General features: G+C 46.8%; 16 protein-coding genes. 10 read left to right on the top strand and 6 right to left on the bottom strand.

Annotated features, from left to right (window positions below):
• Positions 1-153: 153 nt before the first annotated feature.
• From H6626_08865 to H6626_08845, 5 genes are all read right to left on the bottom strand, one after another.
• On the bottom strand, positions 154-837 hold the full coding sequence (locus H6626_08865; GenBank protein USN46327.1) for a transposase: 684 nt from the start codon (positions 835-837) through the stop codon (positions 154-156).
• Between the two features lie 315 nt (positions 838-1,152).
• Positions 1,153-2,397: an ATP-binding protein gene (locus tag H6626_08860; protein USN46326.1), complete on the bottom strand. Its 1,245-nt coding sequence runs from the start codon at positions 2,395-2,397 to the stop codon at positions 1,153-1,155.
• 475 nt (positions 2,398-2,872) lie between these two features.
• Positions 2,873-4,621 (bottom strand): ABC transporter ATP-binding protein, encoded by a 1,749-nt coding sequence (locus H6626_08855; protein ID USN46325.1) that lies wholly within the window; start codon positions 4,619-4,621, stop codon positions 2,873-2,875.
• Positions 4,614-6,374 carry an ABC transporter ATP-binding protein gene (locus tag H6626_08850; protein USN46324.1) on the bottom strand — a complete coding sequence of 587 codons (1,761 nt, stop codon included), beginning with the start codon at positions 6,372-6,374 and terminating at the stop codon, positions 4,614-4,616. Before H6626_08850 ends, H6626_08855 begins: the two co-directional genes overlap by 8 nt.
• A gap of 104 nt (positions 6,375-6,478) precedes the next feature.
• Positions 6,479-7,978 carry a S8 family serine peptidase gene (locus H6626_08845; protein USN46323.1) on the bottom strand — a complete coding sequence of 500 codons (1,500 nt, stop codon included), beginning with the start codon at positions 7,976-7,978 and terminating at the stop codon, positions 6,479-6,481.
• Between the two features lie 312 nt (positions 7,979-8,290).
• Here H6626_08845 and H6626_08840 point away from each other — a divergent pair, with 312 nt between their 5' ends.
• Genes H6626_08840 through recO form a run of 10 tightly spaced genes read left to right on the top strand, consistent with a single transcriptional unit; the run spans position 8,291 to position 18,305 of the window.
• Positions 8,291-8,836, top strand: a complete 546-nt coding sequence (locus H6626_08840; protein USN46322.1) for an NADH-quinone oxidoreductase subunit B — start codon at positions 8,291-8,293, stop codon at positions 8,834-8,836.
• Entirely contained in the window at positions 8,833-10,512 is a 1,680-nt protein-coding gene (nuoD, locus tag H6626_08835; GenBank protein USN46321.1) for an NADH dehydrogenase (quinone) subunit D, read from the top strand. Before H6626_08840 ends, nuoD begins: the two co-directional genes overlap by 4 nt.
• Before the next feature lie 12 nt (positions 10,513-10,524).
• Positions 10,525-10,998, top strand: coding sequence for an NAD(P)H-dependent oxidoreductase subunit E (locus tag H6626_08830; protein ID USN46320.1), 474 nt, complete (start codon positions 10,525-10,527; stop codon positions 10,996-10,998).
• A gap of 4 nt (positions 10,999-11,002) precedes the next feature.
• Positions 11,003-12,283 (top strand): NADH-quinone oxidoreductase subunit NuoF, encoded by a 1,281-nt coding sequence (gene nuoF, locus H6626_08825; protein USN46319.1) that lies wholly within the window; start codon positions 11,003-11,005, stop codon positions 12,281-12,283.
• A complete protein-coding gene (locus H6626_08820) occupies positions 12,276-13,829 on the top strand; it encodes a (2Fe-2S)-binding protein (GenBank protein USN46318.1) in 1,554 nt (517 codons plus the stop codon). Before nuoF ends, H6626_08820 begins: the two co-directional genes overlap by 8 nt.
• Positions 13,826-14,350 carry an NADH-quinone oxidoreductase subunit I gene (locus H6626_08815; GenBank protein USN46317.1) on the top strand — a complete coding sequence of 175 codons (525 nt, stop codon included), beginning with the start codon at positions 13,826-13,828 and terminating at the stop codon, positions 14,348-14,350. The genes H6626_08820 and H6626_08815 overlap by 4 nt, the downstream gene beginning before the upstream one ends.
• Positions 14,351-14,376: 26 nt before the next feature.
• On the top strand, positions 14,377-15,372 hold the full coding sequence (locus tag H6626_08810; GenBank protein USN46316.1) for a hypothetical protein: 996 nt from the start codon (positions 14,377-14,379) through the stop codon (positions 15,370-15,372).
• The gene (locus H6626_08805; protein ID USN46315.1) at positions 15,369-16,367 is read left to right on the top strand and encodes a flippase-like domain-containing protein; all 999 of its coding nucleotides are present in this window, start codon (positions 15,369-15,371) and stop codon (positions 16,365-16,367) included. The genes H6626_08810 and H6626_08805 overlap by 4 nt, the downstream gene beginning before the upstream one ends.
• Positions 16,364-17,722, top strand: a complete 1,359-nt coding sequence (gene mgtE / locus H6626_08800) for a magnesium transporter (GenBank protein USN46314.1) — start codon at positions 16,364-16,366, stop codon at positions 17,720-17,722. The genes H6626_08805 and mgtE overlap by 4 nt, the downstream gene beginning before the upstream one ends.
• Positions 17,712-18,305, top strand: a complete 594-nt coding sequence (recO, locus tag H6626_08795) for a DNA repair protein RecO (protein ID USN46313.1) — start codon at positions 17,712-17,714, stop codon at positions 18,303-18,305. Before mgtE ends, recO begins: the two co-directional genes overlap by 11 nt.
• 41 nt (positions 18,306-18,346) lie before the next feature.
• Here the strand turns inward: recO and H6626_08790 are convergent, their stop codons facing one another.
• The gene (locus H6626_08790) at positions 18,347-18,982 is read right to left on the bottom strand and encodes a Crp/Fnr family transcriptional regulator (GenBank protein ID USN46312.1); all 636 of its coding nucleotides are present in this window, start codon (positions 18,980-18,982) and stop codon (positions 18,347-18,349) included.
• Between the last annotated feature and the right edge of the window lie 28 nt (positions 18,983-19,010).

Genomic DNA, 19,010 nt, shown 5'->3' with positions numbered 1-19,010 from the left:
TCGAAATAGAGTTCATTATTTTGTTGTGCGACGAACATATTTGCTTCTACAACAAATCACTGTGCCCTGCCCAGAAAGAGAATGGCAACGCCAGTCTGGTGGGCTTGCCTAACGCATTGTCGCCACAAAAGGAAGCAGGTACCTTCTTGTTCTTTAATATTTTTCATATGAGAGTGGATGCTGACCGTAGGTGGTTGATCTTGGCAGCTTAAAGACTCGTTTTCTTAACGCAGATTGAACCGCACTTAAGTCATCTCTTTGGGGTGGTTGATTGAGCCATTTGAGTGTGGCTTCTAGGTCTGAGAAAAGGGTGTCGTCGTAAGTGGTCGGAATTAGTGTGTGACTTCGCCCCATCAATCCATGAAGGGTGCTGTAGGGATAGTCTTCGACTTTGTTTGTAAGTCCAGCTTCAACAGGATTTCGGTAAACGTATTTATAGGCGTGCTGGTAATAGTGCTCCGACTCGATCAAGGTTCGAAAGAAGCGGCTTCCGTAGGTTTGATTAATTCTTCCAGAGGCTTCAGTCAGATTTCGGCTGGTCTCTCTCATAAAGTAGTTCATGGCTTCGCTGATATTTGCCTCTGGTGCGGTGGCAATCAGGTGAAAGTGGTTGGTCATCAACACAAAAGCATGAAGGATAATTTTGTATTCGTGATGAATGAAGTAGAGGTAGTTTTCCATAACCGTCCAAACTGCCGGCATTGGGAGGTGAAACCATTCTTTGTTGATACACCGAGCAGTAATGTGAAATGGAAATTCTGAGGAATTGATAAAGGGTTTTCGTGGCATGATTTGTCTCTGCTGCAAACCCGTACCATTGGTCAAAACGCAGCTCACGATATCCTCGAGTCCGGTTTTGCCCGGAGGGTGGTCGATGATCGGACCAATGATAACAATGTGGATAGGGGCGGCGTGCCCTCATCAAACATTTTCGGGCATTAAAATTGGTCAACAAGTAACGCCCTCAAGAATGACGCCATGTCGCCACAAAAGGAAGCAGGTACTAATCCTAATCACTAATCACTTAGAAGAGCTGATACCTCACATTTTCCGCAATTAAGGTTGTCAGATCCAATTATCCCCCCCAACAGGGTGCCTTGCATTAATCTGGGAGAGCCGTGGGTGAGCCGGTTGAGGTAAGGCACCTTACAATCAGACCAGAGCGGCCAAGAATCTGTCGGCTCCCACGATCGCGGTTTGCTCATCGACTTTTCGAAAGACGTCAGGTTCGAATACCACCTGGAGATGTGGACACTTAGTATACTTTGAAAACTTCTGGTAGTTTGTATCCAAGGCAGTGTCTCCATTTTTGCACTCCACTGTGAACCATGGTTTACTATCTTTGCTTATCAAAAAGTCCACTTCCTTTTTTTCCTTGTTCCTAAGGTAATGCAGTCCAAATTGCCCCAGGCCACTATCGTCCCAAAAGTGACAGGCTTTCAGTAGGTGACTAGCTACCAGGTTCTCAAATTTGGCTCCAAGTTCAGTGTTCTCACACCAATCATAAAAATAGATCTTACCTTCTTTTTTCAGTGAGCGGGGTATGGACCTAGAAAACGGTTTAACTTCAAAAAAGAAATAGAGTTCTTTCAGGTATCCAAGCCACCGAGACACAGTGTCATGGGCTACATCTAAATCTTCACGCAGTGATTGAACCGAAAGTGGACTGCCGACTTTCTCTGGTAGAAGGCTTATCAAGGTTTCAATCTGACTGATCTCTTGAACTCTAGAAAGATCCCTTAGGTCTTCCCGCACGATTTTCTCATTCCGACCTCGGCGCCACAGTCGTGCAGCAGCTTTGTTTTTTCGCAAGAAAGGTTCTGGGAAACCACCGTAGTCCATTAGCTCATTGAGTATAGCTACGGACCCTTTGGGACTTTTTACGGGTCTGCCAGAAAAGAGTGTTTCGTTTACTAATTCTGGCGAGTTGGGGGCAAGCCCAAGAGCTTCGCGAAGGGAGAAAGGGTGTAGACGAAAGTTGAAGTATCTGCCCATGAGGGAGTCTGCACCCTTTTTGTAAATATTGAGTCGGGCGCTACCAGTAACGATGATTGAGAAACTATCGCCTCGAGTATCGTAGAGACCCTTGAGCTTTTGTTTCCATGATTTTGATTTGTGGATTTCATCAAGGATCAAGAGCCGCGATTCCTTAATTTTCGAAAGATCAAATTCTTCGGCAATTTGATCAGGACTTTTTGCCCAAACCCGCTTGAATTCGGTTTGATCCCAGTTTTTATAGACACTTTGTTCAAAGCTTTGCCCAATCAGTTGGACCATCGTGGTTTTGCCCACCTGCCTTGGACCAGAAATAAAGGCCATCTTGCCGTGGTCAAGAGCCAAGTTGGTTATGATGGTGTCCAAGTAGCGGGGAATGGGCTTACGATTCGGCTTATTCATATGACTATATTAGGATGAATCCAAAAATAGTCAAGACTAAATTTGGATTCATCCTAATATAGTCAAGGAGTCCAACTTCAAAATATTGTGTAAAAACAGCATTTTAGGGGTCCACAAGGTCTGGCGACACCTGAAGGCAAGGGGGGCGGAGCTTTGGCCAGTTACACCAACTCCGGCGGCGGAGTTGGTGTTTTTAGCGCTAGCAACGGTATAAATCCCTGTTGGTCCAAAGTTCACTTCATCAAAACAAAGTTCGCGTCGTCGTATTCTCACATTGAGAATAGCCCAAAATCTTGACTATTTTTTAAGGCCCGCGAGATTTGTAGACTGCGGTTGATGGTGTCAGTGACTTAGGCTGCCTTCATGGTCGAATTGCTGGGCAACACGTTGTCACTAAATTTCATTACACACGAGGTTCAAAAGTAAATGGGCTCTCCAACAATGACGCTATATCGCCACAAAAGGAAGCAGGTACCTATTGATTCTGGTACTCCCAATACTTACCTTTTGTTTCCATCAGTTTCTGGTGAGAGCCCATTTCGACAATTTCGCCATCGTGTAGAACCACAATTCGGTCGCAGTGGAGAATGGTAGAAAGTCTGTGTGCTATGATAATACTTGTTCGCCCTTTGGTAGCCTCTATGGTGGCTTCTTGGATGAGTTGCTCGCTGTGAGAGTCGATATTTGCGGTGGCTTCATCGAGTATGAGAATGTCCGGGTTGTAGGCTAGAACTCGTGCAAAAGAAATCAGCTGTTTTTCACCCACACTTAAATTTGCGCCTCTTTCTTCGACAAGTGTGTCGAGCCCATGTCCGCTTCGTTGAATCAAGTCGTCACAGTTAGCTTTAAGTGCCGCTTCAAAAATGGCATCATTAGAAATTTCTTCGTTGTACAAACTGATGTTGTCTCTGATGGTTCCTCGAATTAAAAAATGATCCTGCCGTACCACGCCAATGCGTTGCCTCAGCTCTTGAGTAGAGAGCTTTGAAAGTGACTGTCCATCAACCAGTATATCGCCATCTTCAAAGTTATAGAGCTTTTGCAACAGCGAAACCATTGTTGACTTGCCACTGCCAGTTCGTCCCACTAGGGCGACACTTTCTCCTGGTGCGATTTTTAGGTTGATGTTTTTAAGTACGGGCCGGCTTTCTTTGTCGTATTTAAAAGTTAAATTTTTAAATTCCACTTCGCCCTTGAGAGGAGTTGTAGCAAACCTTTGTCCTTCTAAAATTTCTTCTGGTTCGTCAATAAGGGCGAAAATACGATCCGCACTGGCCAAACTATTTTGAAACTGGTTAAACCGTTCAAGGATAGCTCGCACGGGTTTGAAAAAACTTTGAGCCAAAAGCAAAAAAGCCGACAGCTCACCAATGGTTATTTGTGACCGAGTGAAAAAGATGGCGCCAAAAAACAATGACAAGGCCACAGTCAGTGCATCAAAATAACTGAGAATGGGCCAAAGTTTGGCAAAACCTCTAACTGTTTTCATTTGCAGGGCGCGGTATTCTTCTGAGTAACCTGCAAATTTCTCTCTCGTGTGGGGCGCTCGATTATACAGCTGCAGAATTTTCATTCCGTTGAGGCTCTCAGCGGTAAACGCATTGATTGTGGACAGCTTGCTCTTGGCTTCGCGAAAATCAGCTCTCAGTTGTCGACTGATTTTTAAAGACATCCAGAGGGCGGGTGGCAGAGTGAGAATAATAATCAAAGTTAATGGTAAAGATATGTAGGCTAGGGCCACCAAAATAGTCAGCAGCTCTAAAGACATCACAAACATGGAGTTAACGCCATCATGAAAAAAGTCTTGCAAGCTGACAACGTCGTTGGTTACCCGTGTGATAATTCGACCCACAGGAGTTTGGTCAAAAAATCTTGCTGGTAAATTTTGAACATGGCGAATGAGGTCTTCCCGAACCTGAAATAAAACCCTGTTTCCAAGGCGAGCAATAAAATAGTCTTTGCAAAAAGCAAATCCCGATCGGCTCAACTCCAAAATGAGGTAGGCCGCAGCAGCATAGTACACAAGGTTAAGGTTCTTTTGGGTGATGCCCTTATCAATGGCAAAGCCAAAAACCAGAGGAATCGCCCGGCCGGTGGCGGCAAACAGAATCACTGAAACAAGCGACACAGAGGCTAGACCCTTGTGGCGTTTGATGTAGGGCCACAGCCGACGGGTCGTACCTGCGGCTTGATTTGTGGTGCGGTGAGAATCCTTACTAGGCATGGGCTTCTGCACGGTTGATTTCCTGGTTCTGCAATTGATGGAGTTGTTTAAATGTCTTTGAGGCTTTCAATAGGTCCGAATAGGTGCCAACAGCCTCAACTCGTCCGGCATCGAGCACTAAAATGCGATCAGCCCACTTCAGACACGCCAAACGGTGACTGACAATCAACGTGGTTGGGCGTTGAGCGTCGAAGTTGCCATCCCCTTTGGCCTGTGATTGCAATCGCTCTAAGATATGGCTTTCGGTGTCTGTATCCACCGCACTTAAAGAGTCATCCAAAATTACAATGGGTGTTTTTCGAATCAAAGCTCGTGCAATGGTGAGGCGCTGCTTTTGTCCGCCCGATAAGTTTACGCCGCGCTCACCGATCAGGGCGCTATATCCCTCAGGCATGGCAAGAATTTCTTTATCCAAGTTGACAATGCGAGAGTAGTGCGCCACTTCATCTGTGGAAGACCCCAGCCCCAGAGCAATGTTCTCACTGACCTTTTCGCTGAACAAAAAGGCCTCTTGCGGAACATAAGAAATCAGATTCCTCAATTCAGTGAGCGAGTAACTCTCAATGGGTTTGTCGTTAATTAATATAGAGCCTTCGCGAATAGGGTAGAGGCGATTGATAAGGTCAACCAAAGTCGACTTACCCGATCCGGTGCGCCCTACAATACCAAGAGTTTCGCCGGCCTTAAGAGTAAAACTCACATCCCATAGCGAAGCTTTCCCGGCATCGGGGTAAGTGAAGCTCAGGTTCTTAACTTGCAAAGACTCAAAATGCGGGAGCGCACTTTCCCCCGTGTCGGGGATATCAATGGGCTCATCAAGCACTTCAAGTATGCGCTTAAAAGACGCATTCCCTTGTTGAAAAAAACTGACGCCCACACCAATGGCTGAAGCTGGCCATATCATTTTGTTAATATACTGATAGAAAGCAAAAAATGCGCCTATGGTCACGGCTCCTTGAATCACCTGTGGGGCGCCAACGAGTAACAAGATAAAACCACCAGCGGTCACACCAAACTCCATCATGGGTGTCCAAAATGAATCCACTTTGGCCACTTGATTGCACGCCCATTCGTACCGCCGACTCAAGAAATTAAAGCGAGACGTCATGGTGGACTCTTGGCCGTAGCTTTTGATTTCTCGCACGCCTGCGACAATTTCTTGTGCGCACCCAGACACTTCTGAAAACTGATCCTGTTGCCGTCGGTAGTTGGTGTGTATAAGGCGAATGATTTTGGCCGAAAAAAGCGGGATGAGAGGCATGAGGATTAAAGTCTTCCATGTCCACTCAGGAGAAATGCTGTACATAATTGGCGGAACAATCAAAAGCCCCAAAAGTGCATCACCGAGTATCAATACGCCAGGGCCGATAGCCATTCGAAAAGAGTTCACATCATTGCTGATGAGGCTCATGAGTTCGCCAACGGGTTTGCGCTGATAGTAGCTGGGGCCAAGTAGAGTGAGCTTGTTAAATATATGATTGCGCATGTCTTCGGCCACGTAGTGGTGAAAACGTCCCCAATGAATTCGCCAGAAGTAACGAGTGGTGGCCAACGCTGTGGCCACGGCAAAAATAATAAACACGGTGTTGACCACTTGGCTCCACGGGGCGCCGCCCGCCATTTGATCAATGGCTCGACCAATTAAAAGTGGGGGGATCATTTCAAGGGCATCGGTGAACGCCAACGCTGTAAGCCCAAGAGCTGCTGTTTTTTTATACTTTTTAAAGTAATACCGGTACGGATGTTTCTTCAAAGACACCATCTCGGCATTATAGGCATAAAATATTCAGGTTGAAATGAAAAACGCCGGTCAAGTAGAACCGGCGTTTTCAACTCTTGCAAAGACTGAGGCCATGACTAGTTGTTCATTAAGCTCTCAATATTGAGTTTTCCATGAGAAGAAACTTTGCCGCGAAGTGTAGATATTTCTTCAGTTCGGCTCAGCAACGCTTCTTTGACTTCGCTGTAAGAGGCATTGGGATGCAGTGACCAATAAAGGGCTGCAGCGCCCGCCACATGCGGTGTTGCCATGGAGGTGCCATCCCAAGTGATAGTGATACCAAATTTATCAAATATGGTATCCGCATATTGGCTGCCCACTGTGGTGGAAAATACTTTTACGCCCGGAGCGCCGATGTCCACTGTTCGTAAGCCCCAATTTGAAAAAGAACCTAAGTTGTCGTTCACATCGAGTGCCGCCACGCTCACGATGGTGTCGTGGTCATAGCTTGCCGGATAGGCCGGGCGACTGTCGTTGTCATTGTCATAGCCCACGCCTTGGTGGCCGTTACCAGCAGCAGCAACAAACAGCCGGTTGTTATCTTGGGTATACTGAATGGCATCTTTAAGGGCTTGGTTTCCAGATTCATCCTCGGGGTCTTCGCCTTCTGATCCCCACGAGTTCGACAGCACTTGGGCGCCATTGTCCACGGCGTACTTGATTGACTTAATCGCGTCAGCCGTAGTGCCCTGGCCATCTTCGGTAAGAAATCGCAGAACCATGATCTTTACATTAGGGGCCACACCCACAACGCCTTTGCCGTTATCAGCCCGAGCGGCCACATTGCCCGCGCAATGAGTGCCGTGGCCGGGGTTTCCGCCTTGAAAAAGCTCAAACCCACTTTTTGACAAATCAAAGGGCTTATTGTCGTTAGCTGCAAAATCCCAACCCACCACATCATCAATAAATCCATTGCCATCATCGTCAATGCCATTGGTTGATCGATCTTGCCCGTTGCTATCCGTGCCTATTTCGCCGGCATTTCGCCACAAGTTATCCACAAGGTCTTCATGGGTGTAATCCACACCCGTATCAATGACGGCCACTGTCATTTGTTGGGAACCTTTTGTGTCTCTCCAGCCTTTTTGCACACCAATGTCGCGCATGCCCCATTGTTTGTTAAACAGGGGATCAGGGCCACTGCCGCCACTGCCGCCGCGCGGGAACTCAGGGTTATCCGTCATTCTAGCTAAAGTCTCTTCCCACATTTGTGGCAACCAATTCTGCGGTTGTTGGGTGCGCCACTTTTGTTGAAATGCTCGATAAGCTGCCGTATGCAACCCGGGGTTGGCAAAAAGTGATATGCGATAGTTGGGTTGAATATGAATGATGCCTGGGTGATCCGCTAGGGCCTGAAACTCAAGGCTGTTCATATATTCCGCAGGGATTTGCAGTCGCAACCAATCTTTAAACTGCAGGTCCTCCACAGAGTTTTCACCATTCATGTTGTGAGTCATTTGTAAAAAGCTTGATTTGAACTCGGGGGTGACGCGCACAAGGTAGTCACTCCACTCTGATGGGTTTCCCCATGCGGTTGTTGCGCAAAAAATAATCAGCGCGCTAAAGTATTTGAACATGATCCCCTCCCTGGTTATGCGAAAAATTGTAGGCACTTTTGTGGGGTGGTTTCAAATTGAAACCAGATTTAGGTCCTAAAAACTGGCCTTTTTGACTTTTAGCATTATAAGTTCGACAAGCCGGGTTAAGTGGGGGATGAGGTTGCCGCCGTGTGTGATGTCTGTCAAAACTTAGAGTCGACTCAAATTAAGCAAAGTGCTAATTGTACATCGTTTTTACAAAATTAGGACGGGGGAGTTCGGGGGCTGTTTTCCGCGCAGATTTCGGAAAAGATCGTTTAAGATTAGTAGCTTTCGATACAGGAGAACTTTATGGCAGCAGATAAGGCACAGGGCGATCTCATCGACGCTTCCAAATCTTTTGCATTCACCAGCCAGCTGGACAAGGTCATTGCATGGGGGCGCAAAAACTCACTTTGGCCCATGCCGTATGGTACAGCTTGTTGTGGGATTGAGCTCATGTCAGTGATGGGGCCCAAGTATGACTTGGCTCGATTTGGTGCGGAGGTGGTTCGTTTCTCTCCAAGGCAATCCGACCTATTGATCGTTGCAGGAACAATCACTGAAAAGATGGCTCCAGTGATCGTTCGAATCTATGAGCAAATGTTAAATCCAAAATATGTTTTATCAATGGGTGCATGTGCCAGCTCGGGTGGTTTCTATAGAGCTTACCACGTACTTCAGGGCGTAGATAAAGTGATTCCCGTGGATGTATATGTGCCAGGTTGCCCGCCCACGCCTGAGGCCGTCCTTGATGGTGTTATGACAATTCAAAAGATGATTGAAGACAATCACCCCCGTCCCTGGAAGGACAATTGGGAACCCGGTGTGTACCGTGAGGGGAATGCATACAGATGAGGCGACTAGAAGAACTGCGCCAACATGTGAGCGCGAAATTTTCAAATAATAATTTTAATTTTATAGATTCCTTTGGCGACAATGTCATTGAGATTTCTCCGAAGGATGTTGTACCGGTTCTAAGTCACCTCAAAGAAAATTGTGACTTTGACATACTCATGCAAATTGCCGGGGCCGATTACCCGGAGCGAGAAAAGCGTTTCGATGTTGTTTACGAGCTTTTTTCCAGCAAAGATTTTGGTCGAGTGCGAGTGAAAACGTCAGTGTCCGAAGATGAATCTGTTCCCACGGCTATTCCCGTGTGGCGGGCGGCGAATTGGTTTGAGCGAGAAACTTGGGATATGTACGGCATCAAGTTTGACGGGCATCCCAATTTGCGTCGGTTTTTGTTGCACCATCAATTTGTTGGGTATCCGCTAAGAAAAGACTACGATGCTGATCAACAGCAACATTGCACAACGGCGATGCCCATTCATTTTGAAGATGAGTACGATTATCAGCCAGATCCAGAAAAGGATCTATTGCCATTGAACATTGGCCCCTCTCACCCGGCCACACACGGAACATTGCGTGTAATGGCAGAGCTCGATGGTGAGAAGGTGAATCGAGCCAACGTTGAGTTGGGTTTTCTTCATCGCTGCTTTGAAAAAATGGCCGAAACCCATCCTTATAACCAAGTAATTCCGTATACGGATCGACTCAACTATTGCTCAGCCCCGATGAACAACGTGGGCTATTGCAAAGCTGTCGAGCGGCTTTTAGGGGTGGAGATTCCGCCAAGGGCTCAAGCTATTCGAATTATGCTTTGTGAGTTGTCTCGAATTATAGACCACATTGTTTGTATTGGCGCCAACGCAGTGGACCTTGGCGCCTTGACCGGTTTCTTTTGGCTGTTTGGGTATCGAGAAAAAGTGTACGCGCTATTTGAAAAACTCTGTGGAGCCCGCCTGACTGTGGCATTGACTCGCGTGGGTGGAATGGCGCAAGACCCACCTGAGGGCTGGTTTGATGATGTCCTTAAGTTTTGTGATGAGATGAGCTTGGGCATAGACGAAATTGAGCGCCTGCTTTCTGGGAACAAAATTTGGATTCAGCGTACACAAGGTGTCGGGGCCATTTCTGCCGAAGATGCCATGGCTTGGGGATACACCGGTCCCTGTTTGCGCGCAGCTGGCGTAAGTTTAGATTTGCGTAAGGCAGACCCTTATTATGGTTATGAGACCCTTGATTTTGACATTCCGGTGGGTACGTCTGGCGATGTTTATGATCGCTATTTGGTACGAGTGGCTGAAATGCGAGAGTCCATTAAGATTATCCGGCAAGTGGCAAAGAACGTGCCTGGTGGAGATTACACCATTCGCGATAAAGGCATTGTATTGCCTGAGAAAAAAGACGTTTACGGAAACATCGAAGGCCTTATGAATCACTTCATGTTGGTTATTAAAGGGCTTCGCCCACCGGCCGGAGAAATTTATGATGCCACCGAGGCGGCCAACGGGGAGTTAGGATTTTATCTTGTCAGTGATGGAAGCGGAAATCCATACAGGCTGAAGGTGCGCCCCCCTTGCTTTGCTATTTACCAATCATTTTCTGAGCAAGTCACAGGGGGCCTTGTTGCCGATGTGATTGCTATATTGGGCAGTATGAATCTCATTGCAGGCGAATTAGATCGTTAAGGAAGAGAACAAATGTTTAAACTTTCAGATGATGGCGTTGAATTTGTAAAAAAAGAATTGCAGCGATACGAGACTCCGCGGTCAGCCATAATTCCGGCGCTGTTTCGAGCGCAAACGGAAAATGGCGGGTGGGTGAGCCCTGAGTGTGTGGCTTACTTAAGCCAACTGATGGATTTGCCGGAGGCTTGGATAAACGAAGTTCTGCATTTTTATACGATGTTTAATAAAGAGCCTGTGGGTAAGTACCATGTGCAAGTGTGTTGTAATGTTTCTTGTGCGATGAACGGGGGCCGAGAGTTGGCCGATCACCTTTGCAGGTCATTTAAGGTGAAAGCCGGTGATGTGAGTGAGGATGGGCGTTACACGATTTCACGTGTGGAATGTCTTGGTTCTTGCGGAACGGCTCCCATGATGCAGGTGAATGATCAATACTTTGAAGACTTGACCCCTGAGTCGGCGGTGAAGCTGTTGCAGGAGATGAAATAGGCCTATGGAAGTTAAAATCCTAACAGAACATTATGATAAACCAGAGTTTCAGGGGCTAGACGGTTATAAAAAACACGGCGGTTATGAAACGCTGGCCAAGGCTTTAAAATTGAAACCTGAAGAAATAAAAAATCAGGTGAAAGAGGCTGGCTTGCGCGGCCGCGGTGGTGCGGGATTTCCCACCGGCGTGAAGTGGGGATTTTTGCCAGAAAACGGTGAGACTCGATATTTGCTGTGCAATGCGGATGAGGGCGAACCGGGCACGTTTAAAGATCGGCTAATGATGGAGCGAGCCCCTCACCAATTAATCGAGGGAATGCTTATTTCGGCTTTTGCGATTCACTCACCAAAGTCTTACATTTACATTCGAGGTGAATATTTTGAATCCCTACGTATTGTAGAAAAAGCCATAAAAGAGGCCTATAGCGCCGGTTTGCTCGGTAAAAATATTCTTGGCTCAGGGTTTAGCCACGATATGGATGTTTATAGTGGCGCTGGCGCTTACATCTGTGGCGAAGAAACAGGAATGATTTCTTCACTGGAAGGCAAGAAGGGGCAACCCAAATTAAAACCCCCGTTTCCGGCCATCGAGGGATACTTAGGCAAGCCAACTATTGTGAACAACGTAGAATCTCTGGCAGCAGTTAAATACATTATTCGTGATGGCGTTCAGGCTTATCGAAAATATGGTACAGAAAAATCTCCGGGAACAAAATTATTTTCAGTCAGCGGCAACGTTATGAAGCCAGGTACTTATGAAGTGCCGTTGGGTTACCCGCTGAAAGATCTTATCGAGGTGGAATGCGGAGGATTAAAGCCCGGTCGAAAACTAAAAGCCGTTATTCCAGGTGGATCTTCAGCCCCGGTGTTAACCGCGGAAGAGGCCCAGCGGGCCACTATGGACTACGAATGTTTGGCCCAAATGGGGTCCATGCTTGGGTCCGGAGCGGTCATTGTTATTGATGACTCCAACTGCATGGTAGATCTGTTGCACGTTATTATGCATTTTTATCATCACGAATCTTGTGGGCAGTGCACTCCTTGTCGGGAAGGCACGGGCTGGTTAGATAAGATCGTTTCTGGAATTCATGCCGGAACAGGACGCTTACAGGATGTGCAACTGATCGAGCAGGTTTCCCAACATATGATGGGGCGAACGATTTGTGCGCTGTCAGATGCGGCAGCAATGCCAGCACTTAGTTTTGTTGAAAAATTTAGAGAAGAATTTGAATTTTACGTGCGAGAGGGCCGTTCGCGAGTGAAAGAGGTGGTGGCCAATGCCTAAATGTACAGTCAATGGCAAGCAAATAGAGGTTAAGCCCGGAACATCAATTATTGAGGCCTTCAAGGAGGCGGGGGAGAACATTGCCCATTATTGTTGGCACCCCGGTCTTTCGGTAGCTGGTGTTTGCCGTTTGTGTATGGTGGAAATTGAAGGCAATCCTCGCCTTCAAATTGCCTGTAACACTATGGTGCAAGAGGGAATGGTGGTCAGCAATCAATCTGACAAAGTGAAAGATGCTGTTCGCTGGGGATTAGATTTTCACCTAATCAACCATCCACTCGATTGCCCTATTTGTGATCAAGCCGGCGAGTGTGGATTGCAAGAACAGTACATGGAGTTTGGCAAATACGAACCTGAAATGGCTGAGCGTAAGGTGAAAAAGCGCAAAGTGGTGGATTTGGGCCCGAAGGTGGTTCTAGATTCAGAACGTTGTATTTTGTGCTCACGTTGTGTTCGTTTTACAGATGAAGTGACGAAAACTCGTGAGTTAGGAATATTTAACCGAGGCGATCGCAGCGAGATCGGTACATTTAAAGATCGGCCACTTGATAACAATTACTCACTTAACACAGTTGATATTTGTCCTGTTGGTGCCCTCACTTCACGAGACTTTCGGTTTCGACAACGCGTGTGGTATCTGAAGAACAAAGAGACCATTTGCACAGGGTGCTCCACGGGTTGCAACGTGAAAGCTTATTACAACGAAGATGGTCTATTTCGAGTTAAGCCCGTTCACAATGAAGACATCAACGGCTACTGGATGTGTGATGAGGGTCGAGATATTTATAAGTTTGCTAATCCTGAGTTTCGATTGAAAACGGCAAGAAAAGGCACGCAAGACCATTGGGATGACATCAACGTGGTGGAAGCGGCTAAATCCGTGGGTTCCATTGTAAAGACCTCGGTGGACACCGACGGTGCAGGATCTGTGGCTGTGGTTTTAACCGGGCAACACAGCAACGAGGAGTATGATGCCATTTTAGAATGGATAAATGGCGATCTAAAAGTCGATCAGGTCTATCATTGGGTGAACAACCCAGAGAAGTTTGATGATTTTGATGGGCTTTTGCTGCGAGGAGACCGAAATCCAAATACAAAAGGGTTGTTAGAACGACTGGATGCACGAAAGCTAAACAAAACCTGGCAAGATTTCGAAACCAAGTTGAAAGCTGGCACCGTAAAGGTGGTCATTGTTGTTGGGCCTGAAAACCCCGCGGTGTACTCGGACATGGGCGAAAAGGTTCAACTCATTAATGGTGTGGATAAGGTAGTATGGATGTCCGCTTGTCCAGTGGGCGAATTAAATACCATGACGGGTACAACTTGGCAGATACCGTTAAAAACATTTGTAGAAAAGCCAGGCACTTATGTGAATTTCCAGGGGCGAGCGCAGACTGTAAAACCAGTGACCTTTTTGGTGAAGCAAGCCTTGTCGGTGGTTGAAGCGGTTCAGTTAATGGCTGGTGAGGCCTCAAAGGTAGAACTGGTTGAGCCTGAACATCATCCAAAGAAAAACTATTTTGTTTATAGTCGAGGGCCATTATGAGCATTGTTAAAAAACCGGGTGAAGCATCTAAGTGGTATCTTCCTGGGATTCTCACCGGCATGGGACTTACGTTTAAAAAGATGATGGGCAACCTCACAAAGCCCACTCGCATGCAAACGCTCAATTACCCAGAAGAAAAATTTCAATACAGCCCACGGTTTAAAGGCAATCACGTATTGACCGTAAAAAAAGACGGATCCATACGTTGCACAGCGTGTATGTTGTGTGCCACAAATTGCCCGGCACAATGTATAACCATCACAGCGGCAGAACACGAGGATCCAACGGTTGAAAAGTATCCTATTAGTTACGAAATCGACATTCTACGATGTGTTTTTTGTGGGTTTTGCGAAGAGGCATGTCCTGTGGATGCCATTCGCATGGGTCCAGAATGGCAAACTCCAGCCCTAGCTGGGGGAGATTTTCACTATGACATTAAGAGATTGGCATATCGTCCAAACTTAAAAGGCGGAGTCATATCTCGAGTGGATGAGGACGAGCGACACAAAGCCGGCATTTAATTATTGCGCATTGAGGGAGGTCTTACGTGCGCCTAGACTTTCATGTATCTGGCTCATGGCAGGCCGCCAACAGTTATTTGACAAAGCAATTGGGGCTTGAGGGTCTTCAGTGTGAGGCCAAGGTGTATCGAGGTCTCCATCATGCACTTATTGAAGTCACTCAAGGCTTGGTTAAGAACTTTCCGACAAAAAAGAAAATTTTTTGCTTCAAAGATCAAGATCCGTTTTTAGAAGCTCCACTGAGAGAGTTGGCCAAACAGGGCTTACCTGTCATTCGGTGGGAGCTTTCCCATCTTGAGGACCCGTCAAAGTGGATTGAGCAGGTGGACCGGGAAGCATTGATGGTGGTTTATGCTGATGATGACCCGTTGTTGGGCCGAGTGTTTAATACAAATCCCTTAACAGAAGCGTTGGCTGACTTGCGCGTTTTTCGTATTCACGCATCTCATTCACAACACTGCTATTTAGAGTCTCCTGTTTATGCCGACCGTTATGAAGTAAAAATTATGTCGATGAATCCAGAAGTGTCTTTGGTGGTTCATGGAGATAAAGCACGCATGGCCGATATGGTGAGTTCTGGCATGTATTGGCCTCAAGATCTTTATCAAGATGTGGCGCTGAAGTTTGACGGCGATGGATGGAGAAAGTCTACAGTTGTTGATTTTGAAAAAACGCAGGCGGGGGGCTTTACCCCGGTTTTTAATCCCGAAGACCTTCGCGTTTATGATCGAGCTGTGATTTACTGGGAAGACATGGACGGCTATGCTTTTATTGATGAGCTGGCTAGAGAATTGGGTTTTGAATTAGAATCACCCGGCGAAGAGTCGCGCCTTGAGACGCCCAGTCTTTCTAGATGGGGAGGCGTGCGCACAATGGATTGGCTGCATAGTCATGGTCTAGGAGTGAACGCCATTCGCGGCACCGTAATGATAGACGTGAATTTGATAGATAATAACTTGCCAAATCTGATTCAGGCCGTTCGAGCTAAAGTCTTAAGTCGTCAACAGGGCCCCTCCGAATGAAGCAGAAGCTGAAGGCCATAGCCTCACCCTTAAAATTCTTAGTGGCCTTTGCGCTGATCTATTGGCTCGTGGATCGGGGGCTGTTGAATTTTGATTTGATTCAAAAAGCACTACAACCAGAGTATCTCTTTGTCGGGGTGCTCCTGCTGGGTTTTAATATTTTTATTGTGACCGTTCGTTGGTGGGTGTTGTTGCGGGGGCGAGGATTAAACCTGTCTTTAAGAGAGGCTGTGCCGTTGCAGTTTATCGGTATGTTTTTTAATTTTGCTCTTCCGGGCAGTGTGAGTGGGGACTTGGTTAAGGGTTATATTTTAGTGAAAGAAAACCCCAACAAAAAAATGGCAGCGGCATCGACTGTTCTTATGGATCGGGTGATTGGGCTCTATGCCATGATTTTTTTGGCTCTGGCTGGGGCGGCCTTTCATTTAGATATTGTTTTTTCAAATAAACCCCTTTTGGCCTTTGTAGTCATAGTGGTGTCAATTTTTTCTGGTATTACGGTGTTTTTGGCAATGGCCTTATCAAAGACTGTGCGGGGTTTTAAGGGTACGGACCTACTTCTCAAGAAATTGCCGTTTGGTGGATTTGTTGAAAAAGTCTATGACACCATTCACTCCTATCGATCTTCTTTGAAGGCCGTAGCTCAAGCCTTTGTGTTAAGTGTTTTGGCCCATATGAGTATTGTGGTGCTGTTTTATGTGGTGGGCTTTGCCCTAAATGAAGAAACTGTGGGTCTGGGAGCATACTTTTTTTCTGTGCCCTTAGGGTTAGCTGTCACGGCTATACCTATTGCGCCAGCAGGAATTGGTGTGGGGCAAGAGGCCATGCTTCGGCTTTTTGCCATTTTTACGGGCTCACAACTAAAAGTGGGGCCGACGGGAGCCACAGTGTTTCAAGTGCTTTTGCTGGGCTGGAGTATGTTGGGAGCTTTATTTTACGTAAAACGAAAGCGGCAGGTGGCCCCTGTTTTAACTGAAAGTGAGTTGACGCCATGATCGAAGATCGTACGCAACGTCTCATCGATACAGTTAGAAAGCTGCAACATCGTGGGGCAATCCATAATATTAGAAAAGTCATACAGAAAACTCATACGGCCGATGTGGCCGCGATGCTTGAGGGCTTTCGAGAAGAAGAAGCCTTTGAGATTTTCAAGCTAGAGCCGTCTCTTGAAAAACAAGCCGAAGTGTTGGCCTACTTACCCACCCAGCGACAGCAAGATATCGTAAGTCGCCTCAATCGGGCTGATGCCGTAAAACTGTTGGCCCTGATGGACACGGACGATGTGGCAGATTTATTAGGTAATTTGCCAGAAGATGAGTCGCAACAGTTCCTGCAATCAATGAAAAGAGAAGACTCCGAAGAAGTGGCTGATCTCATGGGGTATGCTGACGACACCGCTGGCGGATTGATGGGTTCGGATTTTCTGCCATTTAGGCAGGAAATGACGGTAAAAGAGGCCATAGCCTCCATTCAAAGTGGTGATGAAGACAGTCAAGTGACGTTTTATTTGTATGTCACAAATGAAATGGAACAACTTGTGGGTGTCATCAGTTTAAAGCAGTTATTGCTATCTCGGCAGAGTGAGCTACTTCGAGACATTATGACCACTTCGGTGATTTCAGTAAAGGTTGATACGCCACAAGAAGACGTGGCCCAGCTTGTAGAGCGATATGATTTCCTGTGTGTGCCCGTGGTGGATGACGGCAATAAACTGATCGGCGTGATCACGGTGGATGACGTTATCGATGTCATTCGGGAAGAGGCAGAAGAAGACCTGTTGGCCATGGGACAGGCCGGATTCGATGTGGAGGCCACAACAAAAGAGCACTTTTGGGCCCGGCTACCGTGGCTAACTCTATCATTTGCCGGTGGAGCTATTTGCTTCACGATGATTTATTTTTTTGGGTATTTCCAGAGAGTTTACGAAGCTCCATTGGCACCCCTTTGGATTGTGGCTGCTTTTATACCTGTCATGTTGGCTACAGGTACGGTTGCTGGCACGCAGGCTTCCACGATTATCGTGGCGGCCATACGCGCGGGCAGCGTGGATCGTCGTAAGCTTTTGGATCAACTAAAAAAAGAAATCCTGCTGGCATTGATGTTTTCGGTGTTTTTTGGTGGGCTTGTATTGGTTTTGGGGCTGTGGATTTTTCCCGAGTACCATTTGACGATGCCATTTTCAGGGGCGATGACTCTGCAAATCTTGATTTCAGTATTTTTCGGAATCGGTGTGCCCATGGGGTTATTGAAACTGGGAATGAACCCCAGTGTAGCACCCATACCTTTGTTCACCACACTGGCGGATATCTCAGCGATTGCGGTTCTTTTTGGCCTCTACTATGCAGGTTAGAGACCGAATTATAGTGTTGCGAAAAACCAAATATGGAGAGTCAGATCTCATTGTCCATGGACTTAGCCCGAAAATGGGGCAGATCGGCTTTATCGCAAAAGGCGCCCTAAGAAGCAAAAGGCGTTTCGGTGGCGGAGTGCTCGAGCCCACCCACTTCGTCGAGATCACCTATAAAGGTGACGGTGGCTATATGGCTGATCGTCTGCATTTGATGTATGAGGCGTCGTTGATTAAAGACTTTCATGCGCTTCGAGAAGACTATGAGCGCCTAGAACTATCACTTTATTTTTTGCAAGTGGTGGGCAAGATTCAACAGGGCGAAGGCGCCGAAGCCAAAGAGTTGTTTGACCTCCTCGGAAATGCCTTACAAGCCGCCACCACCAGTCCATCTCTAGCTGTGCTTAGGGCCCACTTTGAGGCAAAGGTATTGTACCAACAAGGCGTATGGCCCCAAGATCTAGCCAGTCAGCCCTGGCTCGAACTGGGGCTGGCCGAGCACACAAAAATTGCAGTGTCCTCCGTAGAGACCAAGAGCTTTCAGAGGCAGGTGCATACATCACTTGAAAGTTACCTTCATCGGTAGCTGATGAAAAAAGGGAATTATCATTGCAAATCCATCAAGCCTTAAGGGCCCTCAGCAAACGATTTCAATGCCTTTTTATCCAAGATTTCAATTTCACGACCAGTTTGTTCAATGAAACCTTTTTGTTGAAATAGCGCAAGGGTGCGAATCACTGTGGGGCCCGTGCTTCCGCAGTAGTAAGCTATTTCATTGCGTGTCCATTTATGGTCTGGATAAGTTTCCTTGAGGTAAAGCATGGCCTCAGCCACTCTTTGCGCAACCTGTTTGTCGAAACTGGCTGCCAAACGCATTTCTGCTTGACCCAGTTCAACGGCCAACTTTTTAATCATGGCCGAATTAAAATCCATATTATCAATTAATAGTTGTGAAGTTCTGGCTTTGCTCACAAACCCAATTTCGGAATCTTCAAGAACTTTCGCTGATGTGTGGTAGGTGTCTCCCGCAATCAGAGTGCGGTGACCGAGCCATTGCCCCTTGCCGAAAATTCGAAACAGGTGGTCTTTCCCATCGGACGAAGAATTAAAAAGCCCCACAAGTCCAGAATAAATCAAAAACAGGCCGCTTGGAGATTCGCCCATATGATAGAGAAATGAACCCTTCTTGTAAGATTTCTTGGTGACCTCTGGATCAAGAGTTTTGGCCAATGAAAGGGAAAGATCACTATCCAATTGAGTCATAAATCAACACTCGCACTGGAAAGTCATG

This window comes from Pseudobdellovibrionaceae bacterium (assembly GCA_023898385.1).
Lineage (GTDB): Bacteria > Bdellovibrionota > Bdellovibrionia > Bdellovibrionales > UBA1609.
Note: the sequence above shows the minus strand (reverse complement) of the source record. Positions and strands in the feature narration are given on the sequence as shown.

Coding starts and splice junctions, on each gene's coding strand:
- H6626_08860 (USN46326.1), bottom strand. CDS start 2,397: ATGAATAAGCCGAATCGTAAGCCCATTCCCCGCTACTTGGACACCATC.
- H6626_08855 (USN46325.1), bottom strand. CDS start 4,621: ATGCCTAGTAAGGATTCTCACCGCACCACAAATCAAGCCGCAGGTACG.
- H6626_08845 (USN46323.1), bottom strand. CDS start 7,978: ATGTTCAAATACTTTAGCGCGCTGATTATTTTTTGCGCAACAACCGCA.
- H6626_08840 (USN46322.1), top strand. CDS start 8,291: ATGGCAGCAGATAAGGCACAGGGCGATCTCATCGACGCTTCCAAATCT.
- nuoD (USN46321.1), top strand. CDS start 8,833: ATGAGGCGACTAGAAGAACTGCGCCAACATGTGAGCGCGAAATTTTCA.
- H6626_08830 (USN46320.1), top strand. CDS start 10,525: ATGTTTAAACTTTCAGATGATGGCGTTGAATTTGTAAAAAAAGAATTG.
- nuoF (USN46319.1), top strand. CDS start 11,003: ATGGAAGTTAAAATCCTAACAGAACATTATGATAAACCAGAGTTTCAG.
- H6626_08820 (USN46318.1), top strand. CDS start 12,276: ATGCCTAAATGTACAGTCAATGGCAAGCAAATAGAGGTTAAGCCCGGA.
- H6626_08815 (USN46317.1), top strand. CDS start 13,826: ATGAGCATTGTTAAAAAACCGGGTGAAGCATCTAAGTGGTATCTTCCT.
- H6626_08805 (USN46315.1), top strand. CDS start 15,369: ATGAAGCAGAAGCTGAAGGCCATAGCCTCACCCTTAAAATTCTTAGTG.
- mgtE (USN46314.1), top strand. CDS start 16,364: ATGATCGAAGATCGTACGCAACGTCTCATCGATACAGTTAGAAAGCTG.
- recO (USN46313.1), top strand. CDS start 17,712: ATGCAGGTTAGAGACCGAATTATAGTGTTGCGAAAAACCAAATATGGA.
- H6626_08790 (USN46312.1), bottom strand. CDS start 18,982: ATGACTCAATTGGATAGTGATCTTTCCCTTTCATTGGCCAAAACTCTT.